The following is a 15,714-nucleotide window of genomic DNA, read 5'->3' as shown; positions in this document are numbered from 1 at the left end:
GCCGGATTTACTTTTTTTGGCCATGGCGGCCTCCTGATCCAAATGCCCTGACAGGACATTGCTGATCTCTTGAATTATAGCGTTTCGCGCCTTGTTTTCCAAATGCCCGACTGCAAAGGACGCGCGATCACCTGACTTCGGCTTCACCTTTCGGTTGCAACTTCTTTAAGGCCTTCCGGCAAATTTTAGTCCGCTAACGCTTCTGCGCGGCGGTTTGAAACCGCAGCCTCAAGCGAATACGCTCAAGGCGTGTCGATTCCATGACCGATCCGGTCACGCGCGAACCAAAAGCAGGAGATGTTCAGCCGATGGCTTTTCCCCATCCCATCTGGAGCGAAAACGACACCGGTCTTCCGGCCGCGGAGCGGCAGGACTGGATCGCCGTGCTGCCGCTCGGCGCGCATGAGCAGCACGGTCCGCATCTGCCCCTGGAAACCGACAGCATCATTGCCGGCGGCATCGCGGAAGCGGCGGCCGCGGCCCTTCCGGAAGATCTGCCGGTGACCTTCCTTCCCGTCGAGCCCGAGGGGTATTCGGTCGAACATATGGATTTTCCCGGCACCCGCAGCCTTGGCTGGGACGAGGCGGTCAACCGCTGGCTCGGCATCGCCGGCGCGCTGAGCCGGCAGGGGGTGCGAAAGCTGATCATGCTCAACGCGCATGGCGGCAATTCACCTTTGATGACGATTGTTGCGACCGAAGCCCGTGTGCGCTTTTCCATGCTCGCCGTCGCCACGAGCTGGACCCGGTTCGGCGTGCCCGACGGTGTCATCACCACCCGCGAGAAGGATATCGGTATCCACGCCGGCGAGATCGAGACCTCGGTCATGCTGGCGCTGCGGCCGGATCTGGTCGATATCGCCAGGGCGGCTGATTTTGAGTCCTACCAGGAGACGCTGCAGAATTCGGCCAGCCATCTGCGCGCCTACGGTCCCCACGCCTTCGGCTGGAAAATCTCCGATCTCAACCCGGAAGGCGCGACCGGCAACGCTCTTGCGGCCACCGCCCATAAGGGCGAGGTATTGATCGCCCACAGCGTTGCCGGACTGCTTGAACTGTTGTGGGACGTTCACACATTCGATATGACCCGCCTGCGATAAACCCGTCGGCTGGCGCACAGGCCGGCGATCGCCTATATGCGGTTCCAACGTCAGGAGCCCAAAATGAACGAAGCCGCAAATCCCATTCCGGTCACCGTGCTGACCGGCTATCTCGGGTCGGGCAAGACAACCCTTCTCAACCGGATCCTCTCCGGGGACCACGGCAAGCGTTATGCCGTCATCGTCAACGAATTCGGAGAAATTGGCATCGACAACGACCTCATCGTCGAATTGGATGAAGAGATCTACGAGATGAACAATGGCTGCGTGTGCTGCACCGTGCGCGGCGATCTCATCCGCGTGGTCGAGGGCCTGATGCGCCGGCCCGGCCGTTTCGACGCCATCGTCGTTGAAACGACGGGCCTCGCCGATCCCGCGCCGGTCGCCCAGACCTTTTTCATGGACGATGACGTACGCGCCAAGACCCGCCTGGATGCGGTGGTCGCGCTTGCCGACGCCAAGCACCTGCCGCTGCGCCTGAAAGACAGCCGCGAGGCCGAGGACCAGATCGCCTTTGCCGATGTCGTGCTTTTGAACAAGACCGACCTTGTCGACGAAGAACAGCTTGCGGCGGTGGAAGCGAGCATCAGCGCGATCAACCCGTCGGCCCGCATCCATCGCACCGAACGGGCGGCGATCGCGCTTGCCGATGTTCTCGACCGCGGCGCCTTTGATCTGCAACGCGCCCTCGACAACGATCCCCATTTTCTCGAGCATGGCCATCCCGATCATGCCTGCGGGCCGGACTGCGATCAGGACCACGAGCACGACCATCATCATGCCCATGCATCGGATATTCACGATTCCTCGGTCGAGTCGATCTCGTTGCGGGCCGGGCCCGTCAAACCGGACCTGTTTTTTCCCTGGATCCAGAAAACGACGCAGATCGACGGGCCGAACATCCTGCGGCTGAAAGGGATCATCGCCTTTGACGGCGATGACGACCGTTATGTCGTTCAGGGCATTCATATGATCGTCGAAGGCGATCACCAGCGTCCATGGAACGATGGAGAAGAAAGGCAGAGCCGCATCGTGTTCATCGGTCGCGATCTCGACCGCGAAAAGCTCAAACGCAGCTTCGAGGCCTGTCAGGCCTAGCCGGGATGCCGACCATCGCGCCCCTTGATCTCAACGAGCACTGCGTTGCCGCGGTCTATATCGGCGATATTCCGTTTTTCGCCATGGCCGACGGGACCGTCCACTGGCTTGATCACGGCGCCCATTCGGCGACGCCGCATGACGGCCTGCTCTGCGCCACCCGCAATCCGTCAGGCGATGCGCTCGTCACCGGCGGCGAGGACGGCAAGATCGTGTCGACCGACAGCAACGGAACGACGACGGTTCTTGCGGAAAATTCCGGCAAATGGATCACCTGCGTGGCCGCCGGACCGCAAAACGCGGTCGCCTTTGCAACCGGTCGCGCGGCCGTGGTGCGTAAATCCGACGGCAACCTCCTGGAGTTTCAGGAACGGCGCACCGTCGAGGGGCTGGCCTTTGCTCCGAAGGGCATGCGCATCGCTGCCGCGCGTTACAACGGCGTCTCGCTGCACTGGGCCGGCCTTCAGGCCAAGCCCGTCGATCTCGAATGGAAAGGCGCACACACGCTGGTCACCTTTTCGCCGGACGGCAATTATGTCGTCTCGTCGATGCAGGAAAACGCCTTGCACGGCTGGCGTCTGAAAGACGGCAAGCACATGCGCATGACGGGCTATCCCGCGAAGGTCAAATCCCTCAGCTGGAGCGCCAGGGGAAAATGGCTCGCCTCATCGGGCGCTCCGGCGGCCGTCGTCTGGCCGTTTTCCGGCAAGGACGGCCCGATGGGCAAGGCGCCGCTTGAGCTCGGCACCCGCGACGACACCACGGTCACCTGCGTCGCCTGCCATCCGACCGACGATGTCGTCGCCATCGGCTACGGCGACGGAGTAATCCTCGCTGCACGGCTGTCCGACGGCAATGAAGCGGTCCTGCGGCGCGGCGGGCGCGGCGCAATCAGCACCATGTGCTGGAGCCGCCGGGGTGTGCAGATCGCCTTCGGCACGGAGGCCGGAGATTGCGGGATCGCGGACCTGACCGCCTGATGCCTCGTATCGTGTCCGGAATGAATGTTATGAAAGGGCGCTGCAACACATGCCGGCCGGTTTCAGCGCCGCGATGAAAGAAACGATGAAACGCTCACAGATCAACGAAATTCTCAAAAGCGGCGACGCTTTTATACGATCCTTCGGCTACATTCTGCCGCCCTTCGCCTATTGGACGCCCGAGCAGATGCGAACGACCGCCGACAGGATGATCATCGATCGCGGCAAGGGCTGGGATATCACCGACTATGGCGAAGGCCGTTTTGATGAAATGGGGCTTTTTCTGTTTACGGTCAGGAATGGAAACGCCGCCGACCTCGCTTCCGGCCGCGGCATGTTGTATGCCGAAAAGATAATGATTTCGCGCAAGAACCAGCTCAGCCCCATGCACCGCCACATCGTCAAGGCGGAAGACATCATCAATCGCGGCGGCGGCAAGCTGGTGCTGGAGCTCTTTGCATCGGCCGAAGACGGCTCGATCGACAGATCGGCCGAAGTCACCGTTCCGGTCGACGGGCGCATGCGCACCTTCGAAGCCGGCGGCCTGCTCAAGCTCGATCCCGGCGAAAGCGTCACCCTGCTGCCCGGCGTCTGGCATGCCTTCTGGGCCGAGGGCAAGGATGTGCTGATCGGCGAAGTATCCACCGTTAATGACGACAGGACGGACAATATTTTCGAAATGCCGATCAACCGGTTCTCGACCATCGAGGAAGATGTGCCGCCGCTGCACCTCCTCGTATCGGACTACGACACCCATATCGACCGGAGCGCCTGATGATCCTTTGCTGCGGAGAAGCGCTGATCGACATGATCCCGATGACCGGCGCGGACGGCGTACGCGGCTTCCAGCCCCTTGCCGGCGGCGCAGTGTTCAACACCGCGATTGCCCTCGGGCGGCTGGAAAAACCGGCCGGTTTCTTCTTCGGCCTGTCGACGGACCTGTTCGGCCGGCAATTGAGAGCGACGCTTGAAAGCAGCAAGGTCGATCACAGCCTGTGCGTGTCGAGCGCCCGCCCCACGACACTGGCCTTCGTCGAACTCAATGACGGCCAGGCCAGCTACACATTCTACGACGAGATGAGCGCCGGACGCATGCTGACGGCGGAGCGGTTGCCGTCAATTCCGGCAGAGGTTTCAACCCTCTTCTTCGGCGGCATCAGTCTGATCAACGAACCGTGCGCGGCCACCCTCGCCTATCTGCAAAAGCGCGAGGCCCGCGACCGGGTGATCATGCTCGATCCGAATATCCGCACCGGCTTCATCTCCGATACCAAGGCCTATCGCAAACGCATCAATGCGATGATCGCGCTGAGCGACATCGTCAAAGTGTCCGATGAGGATCTGTCCTGGCTGGTTCCGGGTGAAGGCACGCTCGAACACAAATGCCGCATGCTTCAAAGAACGGGCCCGTCCCTTATTGTCGTCACGCGCGGCGACGATGAAGTCACCGCGCTGATGTCGGACGGAGAAAGGGTCAGCGCCAGACCGAAACGGGTGAAGGTTGCCGACACGGTCGGCGCCGGCGATACGTTCAATGCCGGCCTTCTGGCGAAACTCTCCGACCTCGGCGTTCTGACAAAGCCCGGCATAGCAGAAATCGACGCGGCGCTGCTGAAGGCGGCGCTGACCTTCGGGACCGAGGTGGCGGCCGTGACCGTTTCGCGCTCCGGCGCCGATGCGCCCTGGCTTCACGAACTGTCTGCGGGCGCGAAAGCCTGAGTCTTCCACGCCCGCCGTATGTACCGTTCAGATCACGTAGGACTTGAGCGGCTCGAAGCCGTTGAACGCCACCGATGCGTAAGTGGTCGTATAGGCGCCCGTTCCCTCGATCAGCACCTCATCGCCGATCGTCAGCGAGATGGGCAGCGGATAGGGCGTCTTTTCGTAAAGCACGTCGGCGCTGTCGCAGGTCGGTCCTGCCAGGACACACGGCTCGAACCGGTCGCTGTCGCGTGCCGTACGGATCGGGTAGCGGATCGATTCGTCCATGGTTTCCGCGAGACCGCCGAACTTGCCGATGTCGAGATAGACCCAGCGCAGATTGTCGTTGTCGGCCTTGCGCGAGACGAGAACCACCTCGGCCTTGATAACACCGGCATTGCCCACCATGCCGCGCCCCGGCTCGATGATCGTTTCGGGAATCCGATTGCCGAAATGGCGGCTAAGCGCCTCGAAGATCACCTGCCCGTAGGCCTCGGCGGCCGGCACGTCCTTCAGATAGCGCGTCGGAAAGCCGCCGCCCAGATTGACCATCTTCAGGGCGATGCCTTCGGTGGCAAGCATATCGAAGACGCGGCGCGCATCGCCAAGGGCCCTGTCCCAGGCGTTGATGTCGGTTTGCTGGGAGCCGACGTGGAACGACACGCCGTGGGCCTCAAGACCCAGCGCATCGGCCAGACGCAGCACATCGGGCGCCATATCCGGCGCGCAGCCGAATTTCCGCGACAGCGGCCATTCCGCGCCGTCGCAATCGGTCAGGACGCGGCAGAAAACGCGCGCGCCGGGCGCGGCCCGCGCGACCTTCTCCACCTCTTCCGGCGCATCGACGGCGTACATCGTCACGCCCAGCTCGTGGGCGCGGGCGATGTCGCGTTCCTTCTTGATCGTATTGCCGAAGGAAATGCGGTCCGGCGTCGCCCCGGCTTCCAGAGCCATTTCGATCTCGCTCACCGATGCGGCATCGAAACTCGATCCCATCGATGCAAGCAGGCGTAGGATTTCGGGCGACGGATTGGCCTTGACGGCGTAGAAGATCGCACTGCCCGGCAGAGCGCGCCGGAAAGCGGTGAAATTGTCTCTGACGACATCCAGATCGACGACAAGGCACGGTCCGTCCGGTCGTCTTGTGTTCAGAAAGTCGATTATACGTTCAGTGGTCATCGGTTTCTCCCAATCAAATCCGGATCGCTCCGGATGACAAAGGGCATTCGATCATTTGTCAGGGGGCCGATGGGTGGAAAAACCGGCACCGCAACGCATGGTCGATGCGACGGTGGAACCTCGGGCCGAAACCGGTCCGAACGCTCCTGCTTTGTCTGCCTTGGATTGGTTGGGAACCCCGACCGCACGTCCGGCAATGAAGGTGTGCCTCTGCAGTAACCCCGGCCTTTGGACAGCCGGCAGACACCATAAAGGCCCGCACCGTCGTTGCTTCAAGATGTCCTCGATCTGACGGTTGGCCGGCAAACCGACTGGAGGGGTTAGTTCCAGGTACCTTACCGATTTCCTCACCTTTACGAGGGTCGGCGGACACCCACAGGCACGTGCGACTTTGGGCAGATGCGGACATAAGGCGTCACGCTGTCACAATCAAGCGGTTTTTCGCCGACATCTATGGACATTCTTTCGCAATTGCGAAAAGATGAACAACAGATGGATTTCAGTTCAACAAATAGAGACAACCACCATGGACCTGGTGCGCAGCGATCCGCTCAATGCCTTTGTGGATTCCAAGGGGCCTGCGCTTGCGCTGTCATCCGACGGGCCGCTGTCCGGCTGCACACTGGCGGTCAAGGACATCTTCGACGTGGCGGGGCACAGGACCGGATGCGGCAACCCGGACAAACAGGCCGCCAGCGAACCCGCGTCGCAGACGGCAGCGCCGGTCAAGACGCTGCTTGACGCCGGAGCCCGCTTCATCGGCAAGACGCAGACCGACGAACTGGCCTTCTCCCTGACCGGACAAAACGCCCATTTTCCCCGCGCCATCAACCCGGCGGCAACGGACCGGGTCACCGGCGGATCGTCATCCGGATCGGCGGCGGCCGTCGCCGGCGGACTGGCGGACATCGCCACCGGATCGGACACGGGCGGCTCGATCCGCGCCCCGGCCTCCTATTGCGGGCTGGTGGGATTGCGGACGACCCATGGCCTGATCCCGCTCGACGGCACCATGCCGCTGGCTGAAAGCTTCGACGTCTTCGGCTGGTTCGCTCGCGACATCGACCTTTACATCAAGGTCGCCGAACGCCTTCTGCCGGCCGCGACCACCGACCCATCCTGGCTTATTCGACTGGACGAGCAGGAGGCGCTGCTTGCCGGAACAATCGAACGTGACGCTTATAACGGTGCGATAAGCGCCATCCAGACATTGTTCGGCAACGCGGAAAACACATCGATGACATCGCTCGATGTGGAGGAACGCTACTGGTGTTTGCGCAAGACCCAGGCCTTCGAGGCCTGGCGCAATCATGGAGCGTGGATTTCAAGCGCCGATCGCGGGCTCGGTCCCGGCGTCAAGGAGCGCTTTGCCTATGGCGAGACCATCAGCGCCGAGACCTACCGTGCCGAGACGTTAAAACGCGAGGCTTTGACATCGGAGCTTGAAGAACTGCTCGGCGATGACGGGCTCATCGTCATGCCGACGGTTCCGGGCGCCGCACCGCTTGCCGCCGCATCCTTTGACGACCTTCAGGACTACCGCGAGCGGGCCATTCGGCTTTTATGCCTTTCGGGCCTGACCGGCTTTCCGCAACTCACATTGCCGCTCGCGAGCATCGACGGCGCGCCGTTCGGGATTTCACTTCTCGGCCCCAGAGGTTCCGACCTCGCCCTGCTCGCAATCGGTCGGAAGATCATCAACGCGACCAACGCAGACAAGGCACAGGCATGGACACACTGACGCGCATTCGTGCATTCATCGATGTGGTTGAGGCCGAGGGTTTTTCCGCGGCGGCCCGAAAGAACGGGCGCTCCAAGGCGCTGCTTTCGAAATATGTCCGCGAACTGGAGGACGATCTGGGGGCCCTGCTCCTCAACCGGACCACTCGGCAGTTCTCCCTGACCGAAGCCGGACACACCTATTACCGCTCCGCGTCCGATATCCTCAAGGAGATCGATAACCTGGCCGATCTGGTACGTGAGTCGAACCGCGATCTGAAGGGAACGATCCGGGTCTCCGCCCCGCGGACCTTCACCGACGCCGATATCGGCCGCTCGATGATCGACTTCGCCATGGAAAACCCCGAGATCAAGCTGGAGATCGCCTCGGACGACCGTTTTGTCGATCTCGTCGAGGAGGGATTCGACGTTGCGATCCGGATTACCAGGCTGGCGGACTCGGGGCTGATCGCCCGCAAACTGGCCCCCTTCAAGGCCTATGTGTGCGCCAGCCCGGATTTCATCAAACGTCACCCGGACCTGAAAGAACCCTCTGACCTCGCTGGCGTGCCGTGCATCACCGATACCAACAGCCGATCGCTCAACAACTGGCATTTTCGCGGCAAATCCGGCGCGATGGAGACCGTTTCCGTCAAGGGACCGATCGAGGTCAACAGCCCGTCGGCAAGCATGAAGGCCGTAAGCGCAGGTGTCGGCGTCTCGGTTCTGCCCGACTTCGTCGTCTGGCCGCTCTTGAAGAGCGGCGAGATCGTCACGCTTTTCAACGATCGCCTGCCGGACGATGCGGGCATATATGCGGTCTATCCGCACAGGCGCTACCTGCCGGCAAAGGTCCGTGCCTTTGTTGATTATCTGGCGGCCTGGTTCAAGCAGTATGGCGGCTATTGCGACCGTTAACGGAATCTCAACCGCGGCAGACGATTCACATTACTGTCAAATTCAACTAAAATGCACTGCCGGAACCTGGCATAGTCCAATTCCGGCCCAATTTGTGAGGCAACGGAAAGGCTCAACCGGAGCATGTCCATGACAGCGGCCACGAAGAGCCTGAAGATATTGGGAACAGCCTGCCTGTTTGCAGCCGCGACAGGCGCTGCCGCGAAAGCCCATCCGCATGTCTTCGCCGAGGCGCGCCTTGAGGTCAGCATCAACAATGGCGAGATCGGTGAACTGCGTCACGTCTGGCGCTTCGACGAACTCTTCTCCTCGACCGTGCTCCTCGAATTCGATCTCAACGCCAATCTCAAGTTCGAACGCGATGAACTCGAGGCGGTCGGGAAGGTCGTGCACGCATCCCTGGCGGACTTCGATTACTACACATCGATCATCAGCGACGGGCGGGATATCGGCATTGCCGCGCCGGACGCCATTCACGTCGACTTCAGGGACGGTCAGCTGTTGATGTTCTTTGCCGTCACGCCGGATCGCCCGGTGCCGATGAATGGAAAAATGAGCTTCGGCGTATATGACCCGACCATGTACACGGCGATCGATTTCCTCAACGATACCGACCTCGTCGTCGACGGCAGTATGGGCGCCTGCCAGCGCGCCGTCATCCGGCCCGACCCCGATGAAATCCTGGCGCAAAACCAGGAATCGCTGACCGAGGCCTTCTTCAACGACCCCGAGGGCAATGATTTTTCCAAATTCTTCGCAACCCGGCTTGAGTTGACATGTTGAACCAGACGGTGCGGCCAGCGGCTGCTTTTACACTGGGCCTTTGCCTTTGCGTGCTCGCGGCGTCGCCGGCAATGGCCCAATCCTCCCTCGGCATCGGCACGGCTGAACCGAGCATCACCGGCGGCGGCATCTTCGCGTCGCTGTTCAGTTGGATCAACACCCAGCAACAGGAGTTCTACCGCGCGATGTCCGGCGCGCTGAAGGCCATGCGCGAGGATCCCGCCAAACTGTGGATATTGATCGGCCTGTCCTTTGCTTACGGTGTGTTCCATGCCGCCGGCCCCGGCCATGGCAAGGCGGTCATCTCCTCATACGTCATCGCCAATGAACAGACGCTGCGCCGCGGCATCGCCATTTCATTCCTCGCCGCCCTTATGCAGGGTGTGGTCGCGATCGCCATTGTCGGCGTGACCTATCTGGCGCTTCACGGCACCAGCATCTCGATGCGCGACGCCACCCATACGCTGGAAATCGCCAGCTATGCGCTGATTGCGGCTTTTGGCGCCTGGCTGCTCATCCGCAAATTACGGCCGTTGACGCGTGCTGTGAAGCCCGCCTTTGCCCACGCAGAGGCCGCAGGTGTCCACCACCATCATCACGACCATGACCACGATCATCCCCACATCCACCACAGCCACAGTCACGACCACAGCCATGAGATCGGCGCCGATGGCGTCTGCTCCACATGCGGTCATAGCCATGCACCGGATCCGGCACGGCTTCAGGCCGAAAGGCTGGATCTGCGCGAAGCCTGGTCGGCGATTGTGGCGATCGGCCTGCGGCCGTGCTCGGGCGCGCTGATCGTTCTGACCTTTGCTCTGTTGAACGGCCTGTTTGTCGGCGGGGTCCTCTCGGTCGCAGCGATGTCCATTGGCACCGCCATTACCGTCTCCATCCTCGCCACGCTCGCCGTGATGGCCAAGAACACAGCGGTGCGCTTCGCCAGCAGCCAGTCCGCCGCAGCGCGCCTTGGCACGGCGATCGAAATAACCGGCGCTCTGTTTGTCCTGCTGATCGGGCTGACACTTCTGATCGCTGCCTTGCAGGCGTAGGAAGCAGCGTCCCCGGGGACTGCGGCCGTTTGGCTGCGATTCAGCCGCTCCCATTTTGTCAGCAGCGTTGCCGTGACTGGCTACGGGGTGTAGCAGGCCATCTCGAATCGCGATAGAAGTGCGGTTTTCGCCCTTTGTTGCAATGCGCCCGCACCAGAACCCCGAGAGTCTTGCCATGTCAGCCGGAATGTTACGCTCGGCCGTTATCCTTGGCCTGCTGTCCTGTGTCGGACCGCTGTCGATAGACATGTATCTGCCGGCGCTTCCCGCGATTGCCGACGATCTCGGATCGACGGTCGGTTCGGTGCAGATGACGCTGACGGTCTTCTTTATCGCCTTCGGTGCATCGCAACTGGTCTACGGGCCAATCGCCGATCAGGTCGGACGCAAGCCGCCGCTCTATTTCGGTCTTGCGGTCTTCATTCTCGGTTCCATCGGCTGCGCTCTGGCTCCGACCATCGAGGTTCTGACGGCTGCGCGTTTCGTGCAGGGTCTCGGTGCCGCGGTCGTCATGGTCATCCCGCGCGCCATTATTCGCGATCTGCACACGGGCGTTGAGGCAACGCGCCTGATGGCGCTGATCATGCTGGTCATCAGCGTTTCGCCGATGCTTGCGCCGCTTGCCGGCAGCGGCATGATCCTGCTCGCCGACTGGCGTTCGATCTTCCTTCTGCTTTGCGTCGCGGCCGTTTGCAGCCTGTTGTTGACCGGTTTCATGCTGCCGGAAACGCTCAAACCCGAGAACCGCGTCGTGTTCAATCGAAAAAGCTTCCTGCGCGGCGCGCGCACGCTCCTCACCGATGCGGAATTCATGGGCCTGACCTTTGTCGGCGGGTTCGGCATGGCGAGCTTCTTCGTTTTCATCGCCAGTGCCTCCTTTGTCTATAGCGGTCAGTTCGGCCTCACACCGACGGGCTTCAGCCTCGCCTTTGCCTTCAACGCCATAGGATTCTTCGGCGCCTCGCAGGCCGCTGCCGGCATCGGCAGACGCATCGGCATGGCGCGCATGGTGAACCTGGCGGCGAGCGGTTTCTGCCTGCTGACGATAACGCTCTTTGCACTGACCCTTGCCGGCTACGGCTCTCTGTTCGTCATCGTCGGCTTCCTGTTCGCGGCGAATGCGTGCCTCGGCCTCGTCATCCCGACAACCATGGTCATGGCGCTCGACAATCACGGCGATATCGCCGGCCTTGCCTCATCGCTTGGCGGAACGCTGCAGATGGTGGCGGGGGGCGCGATGATTGCCGCGGCAAGCCCGTTCTTCGACGGCACGGCGACGCCCATGGTTGCGGCCATCGCGCTGTGCGGCATCGGCGCGTTCGTTCTCTCGCGCCTCACCCCGCCGCGCGAGAGCGTGCATCAGGCCGGATAGAGAGAATCAGGAAGCGTCGTCAACCCGGTTCCGGCGCTGATGGCGCGCGCGCAGCCAGAAGATCGCGAAAAAACCGAGGATGAACAGCACGGTGGCGCCGTAACCGAGCCACGGCGAGATGTCCCCGAGCGCCAGCACGATGCGCGGCATGAGAAGAAAGATAACCGCGACGGCCACAAGAATAATGGCTGCCGCGATTGCGTGAGATTTCGCGTTGTTGCCGGACATCGATCGAACCTTCCTCGTTTTCCGGGTTCCCTCATCCCACACATCGCATTGAAATAACAGGCCCGATGCGCCATGAAGAACCAGCGCTTTGACATGGAGTTTCACAATGCAGACAGTCGCCGCCTTCGATCGTATCGGCGAGGAAAACGCCTTCGCCGTATTGGCACGCGCCGCCGCGTTGCAGTCCGAGGGACGCGATATCGTCAATCTGGGTATCGGGCAGCCGGATTTCAAAACACCGCCCCACATCGTCGAGGCTGCGATCAAGGCGCTGCGCGACGGACATCACGGCTACACCCCGGCAAACGGGCTCCTGGAAACCCGCGAAGCCATCGTCCGCAGGACACGGACCACCACCGGCGTCGAGGTTTCGCCCGACGCTGTGATGATTATGCCCGGCGGCAAACCGACCATGTTCGCGGCCATCACCATGTTCGGCGAACCGGGCGCGGAAATCCTCTACCCCGATCCCGGCTTTCCAATCTATCGCTCGATGATCGACTATACCGGGGCAAAAGCCGTTCCCGTCCCGATCCGCGAGGAAAACGGCTTCGCCTTCTCCGCCGAGGAGACGCTCTCGAAGATTACACCGGCAACTCGCCTGTTGATCGTCAATTCTCCGGCCAATCCGACGGGCGGCGTCACACCGCGCGCCGAGATCGAAAAGCTCGTTGACGGGCTTGAGAGCCACCCGAACGTGGCCGTTCTTTCCGACGAAATCTATGACGTCATGACCTATGACGGCGAGGAACATACCTCGCTCCTGACATTTCCGCAGATCCGCAACCGGCTGATTGTCCTCAACGGCTGGTCCAAGACCTGGGCGATGACCGGCTGGCGCATGGGCTGGTCGATCTGGCCGAACGGCCCCGAGGGCGCGTTTCTTTACGACAAGGTGCGCAAACTGGCGGTCAATTGCTGGTCCTGCGTCAACACGCCGAGCCAATATGCCGGGATCGCCGCCATCGACGGCCCGCAGGACGAGGTGGACGCGATGATCGCCGCCTTCGACCGCCGCCGCCTTCTGGTGACCGAACGGCTGAACGCCACGCCGAACATCAGTTGCGCGACGCCGAAGGGCGCTTTTTACGCCTTCCCGAATATCTCGGCGACGGGCTTCAAGGCAAAGGAACTCGCCGCACGGCTGCTCGAGGAGGCGGGCGTCGCGCTGGTCGGCGGCCCGGATTTCGGCGGTTTCGGCGAAGGCTATATCCGCCTGTCCTGCGCCGCGTCCGAAGAGAGAATCTCCGTTGCCATCGACCGCATCGCAGCGTTCCTGGGCGCGGAGACCGGCGGCGACTAAACGCTGCCGCCGGCTTGGAATGGACTTGACTTAGCGGGTCACGATCTCCGGCCCCATCAGACTGTAGGGCAGGAATGTCGACAGCGCAGGCAGTTAGGTGACCAGGATCAGGAAGACGAAGAGCACCGCCACGAAAGGCAGCGCGGCCTTGACCACCTGAATGAGGCTCATCCCGGTGATGCCGGAGGTGACGAACAGGTTGAGGCCGATCGGCGGCGTGATCATGCCGATCCCCATATTGACCACCATGATGATACCGAGATGCACCGGATCGACACCCAGTTCCGTGGCGATCGGGAAGACCACCGGCGCGACGATCAGCAACAGGCCGGACGGCTCCATGAACTGACCGCCGATCAGCAGCAGGATGTTGACGGCAGTCAGGAAAGTAAACCAGGTGAAGCCCGCATCAAGCATCAGATCCGTGATCGCTTGGGGGATGCGCTCCCCGGTCAGGACATGGGCGAACAGCAGCGCATTGACGATGATGAACATCAGCATGATCGTCGTCTTCGACGTATCGACCATGACCTTGCGGGTATCCTCGTTGAAGAAGACCGTCAGGCTGTTGCGGCCCATCAGCATCAGATTGCGTCCCCAGACAGGCAATCCGGCCATCAAATGGGCAGGCACCCTGGTTATGCCCTCATTGCCGCGCCACATGACATAGGCCGTCACGATGACGAGCGATATGGCCTGCCGGCCAAGCCGGCCCTGCCGGACGGCTTCGAGCAATTCCCTGTGTTCCTCGGCATTGCCGGTGAAAAGCTCACCGGCAGATGCCAGCACCCGTCCGTCCGGATAGAAAAAAGCCACCTGCTTGGCACCGGACATGCTGGCAATCGCAATGGCCTTGCGCCGGGCCGCCTCGGCGGCATTCGCGGTCTCGCCCGAAAACAGCGCAATCACCGACGCTCCCCGCGACAGGAGCGGCGCAAGCAGCCGGTATTTGTCGAGGATACCCGAGAGCGCCTCCGCCTGGACGGCAAGCGTTTCCACGGCTTTCGATTCAAGCTGCGGCGCCGCCCGGTGCCGCCCGGTGCCGCCACCACTCGGCGCTCAGATAAATGACCGCAGCGGAAAACAGGCAAACCACACACGCGGTGACGACGCGCGTGCGGCGGAAGTTCCTGCGAATTGCGGCTCCACTGACCATGGGCAAAGACTATTCATAAAGGTCCGAAAAAGCCACGTGGCCGGATTTCATCGTTCGCTGTCCTTTGTCGTCAAACGGCCGGACACCATACGTTGGCCGATCGCGACGGATTTGATCATCGCGAACACATCCTGACCGTGATGGATGCCCAGATCGTCAAAGGCATGGCGGGTTATCCGGGCACGCAGGGCCTGCCCGGAGACGTCCAGTACGATTTCCACGAAGGGGCTGTCCTCAACGACGAAATCCCGCACCGCGGCGGGCAGCACGTTGCGCACGCTGACATCCTGAGGGGATTTTAAGGAAAGGGCGACGTCCCGCGCCTTGATCCGCATGCGCAGACGATCCCCGGTGCGGACGCGGTCGCTGACGATATGGAGTTGATGGCCGCCGTCGAGCCCTATCGCACAAAGGCCGTAAGACCGATCCACGCCGCTCACCGTGCCCGAAAGCAGCGAGCTTGCCTCATGCCGCCCGAGCGCCGGGCCGAAGTCGAGACGGGAAAACATGTCGGCGGCATCGCCCGAGCCAAGCACCTTGCCCTCGTTCAGGAGCACCAGCGTGTCGGCCAGCCGGGCAACCTCGTCCACCTCATGGCTGACATAGACGATGGGCAGGCCGGTATCGTCGCGCACTTCCTCAAGATAGGGCAGGATCTCTCTCTTGCGGTCCTGATCGAGCGAGGCCAGGGGCTCATCCATCAACAAAAGCGCCGGATCGGCAAGCAGCGCCCGGCCGATGGCAACACGCTGCTCCTCGCCGCCCGAAAGCGTCGGCGGATAGCGGCCAAGCAAATCCGCGATCCCGAGAAGGGCGCAGATCCGTGAAAAATCAGCCGTCGCCGCGCGTCTTCCGGCCCATCGTCCATAGGTCAGATTGCGCGCCACCGTCATATGCGGAAACAGCCGGGCATCCTGGAAAACCATGCCCACCCGGCGCCTTTGAGCGGGAACATCCGTCCCGTCGGCGCTGTCGAACAGCACCTGTTCGCCGGCGCTGATCCGTCCTTCCTGCGGGCGTACGAGGCCGGCGATCATTTTCAGACTACTGGTCTTGCCGGAACCTGAATGACCGAACAGCGCGGTCACACCCGCGCCTGCCCGAAACTCGGCTTCGATCCTGAAG

14 protein-coding genes and 1 pseudogene are annotated in these 15,714 nt (G+C 61.9%); 11 read left to right on the top strand and 4 right to left on the bottom strand.

Translation table 11 applies throughout. The annotated features are described in order from the left end of the window. Window positions 1-308 precede the first annotated feature (308 nt). The 5 genes from AC5E6N_RS17735 (at window position 309) to AC5E6N_RS17715 (ending at window position 4,897) form a co-directional block, all read left to right on the top strand. Window positions 309-1,100, top strand: a complete 792-nt coding sequence (locus AC5E6N_RS17735) for a creatininase family protein (protein ID WP_491749059.1) — start codon at window positions 309-311, stop codon at window positions 1,098-1,100. A 63-nt stretch (window positions 1,101-1,163) separates the two neighbouring features. Next, window positions 1,164-2,198 (top strand): CobW family GTP-binding protein, encoded by a 1,035-nt coding sequence (locus AC5E6N_RS17730; protein WP_491749058.1) that lies wholly within the window; start codon window positions 1,164-1,166, stop codon window positions 2,196-2,198. A gap of 5 nt (window positions 2,199-2,203) precedes the next feature. Next, window positions 2,204-3,178: a WD40 repeat domain-containing protein gene (locus tag AC5E6N_RS17725; protein ID WP_491749057.1), complete on the top strand. Its 975-nt coding sequence runs from the start codon at window positions 2,204-2,206 to the stop codon at window positions 3,176-3,178. Window positions 3,179-3,263: 85 nt separating this feature from the next. Continuing rightward, on the top strand, window positions 3,264-3,953 hold the full coding sequence (locus AC5E6N_RS17720; protein WP_491749056.1) for a D-lyxose/D-mannose family sugar isomerase: 690 nt from the start codon (window positions 3,264-3,266) through the stop codon (window positions 3,951-3,953). Beyond that, window positions 3,953-4,897: a carbohydrate kinase family protein gene (locus AC5E6N_RS17715; protein WP_491749055.1), complete on the top strand. Its 945-nt coding sequence runs from the start codon at window positions 3,953-3,955 to the stop codon at window positions 4,895-4,897. Before AC5E6N_RS17720 ends, AC5E6N_RS17715 begins: the two co-directional genes overlap by 1 nt. A 27-nt stretch (window positions 4,898-4,924) precedes the next feature. Here AC5E6N_RS17715 and odc2 read toward each other — a convergent pair whose 3' ends face one another. After that, window positions 4,925-6,058, bottom strand: a complete 1,134-nt coding sequence (gene odc2, locus AC5E6N_RS17710) for an ornithine/lysine decarboxylase (RefSeq protein ID WP_491749054.1) — start codon at window positions 6,056-6,058, stop codon at window positions 4,925-4,927. Between the two features lie 526 nt (window positions 6,059-6,584). On the opposite strand from odc2, the gene AC5E6N_RS17705 reads away from it, so the two are divergent. The 5 genes from AC5E6N_RS17705 (at window position 6,585) to AC5E6N_RS17685 (ending at window position 11,902) form a co-directional block, all read left to right on the top strand. Beyond that, the gene (locus AC5E6N_RS17705; protein WP_491749053.1) at window positions 6,585-7,799 is read left to right on the top strand and encodes an amidase; all 1,215 of its coding nucleotides are present in this window, start codon (window positions 6,585-6,587) and stop codon (window positions 7,797-7,799) included. Then, complete coding sequence (locus AC5E6N_RS17700) at window positions 7,787-8,695, top strand: LysR family transcriptional regulator (RefSeq protein ID WP_491749052.1); 909 nt, start codon at window positions 7,787-7,789, stop codon at window positions 8,693-8,695. Before AC5E6N_RS17705 ends, AC5E6N_RS17700 begins: the two co-directional genes overlap by 13 nt. Before the next feature lie 129 nt (window positions 8,696-8,824). After that, the gene (locus AC5E6N_RS17695) at window positions 8,825-9,478 is read left to right on the top strand and encodes a DUF1007 family protein (RefSeq protein WP_491749051.1); all 654 of its coding nucleotides are present in this window, start codon (window positions 8,825-8,827) and stop codon (window positions 9,476-9,478) included. Beyond that, window positions 9,472-10,530, top strand: a complete 1,059-nt coding sequence (locus AC5E6N_RS17690) for a nickel/cobalt transporter (protein WP_491749050.1) — start codon at window positions 9,472-9,474, stop codon at window positions 10,528-10,530. Before AC5E6N_RS17695 ends, AC5E6N_RS17690 begins: the two co-directional genes overlap by 7 nt. A gap of 175 nt (window positions 10,531-10,705) precedes the next feature. Beyond that, a complete protein-coding gene (locus tag AC5E6N_RS17685) occupies window positions 10,706-11,902 on the top strand; it encodes a multidrug effflux MFS transporter (protein WP_491749049.1) in 1,197 nt (398 codons plus the stop codon). 6 nt (window positions 11,903-11,908) lie between these two features. Here AC5E6N_RS17685 and AC5E6N_RS17680 read toward each other — a convergent pair whose 3' ends face one another. After that, window positions 11,909-12,130 carry a hypothetical protein gene (locus AC5E6N_RS17680; protein ID WP_491749048.1) on the bottom strand — a complete coding sequence of 74 codons (222 nt, stop codon included), beginning with the start codon at window positions 12,128-12,130 and terminating at the stop codon, window positions 11,909-11,911. Window positions 12,131-12,236: 106 nt separating this feature from the next. On the opposite strand from AC5E6N_RS17680, the gene AC5E6N_RS17675 reads away from it, so the two are divergent. After that, the gene (locus tag AC5E6N_RS17675) at window positions 12,237-13,433 is read left to right on the top strand and encodes a pyridoxal phosphate-dependent aminotransferase (protein ID WP_491749047.1); all 1,197 of its coding nucleotides are present in this window, start codon (window positions 12,237-12,239) and stop codon (window positions 13,431-13,433) included. 30 nt (window positions 13,434-13,463) lie between these two features. Here AC5E6N_RS17675 and AC5E6N_RS17670 read toward each other — a convergent pair. Together AC5E6N_RS17670 and modC are read right to left on the bottom strand one after the other, a co-directional pair. Next, window positions 13,464-14,126 (bottom strand): annotated as a pseudogene (locus AC5E6N_RS17670) (TRAP transporter large permease subunit); the annotation flags it as partial. A gap of 510 nt (window positions 14,127-14,636) precedes the next feature. Continuing rightward, a partial coding sequence (gene modC / locus AC5E6N_RS17665) for a molybdenum ABC transporter ATP-binding protein (protein ID WP_491749046.1) occupies window positions 14,637-15,714 on the bottom strand: 1,078 nt, incomplete at its 5' end.

The organism is Hoeflea sp. (genome assembly GCF_984452065.1).
The sequence above is the reverse complement of the archived record's forward strand: the minus strand, read 5'-3'. Positions and strand labels throughout refer to the sequence as shown.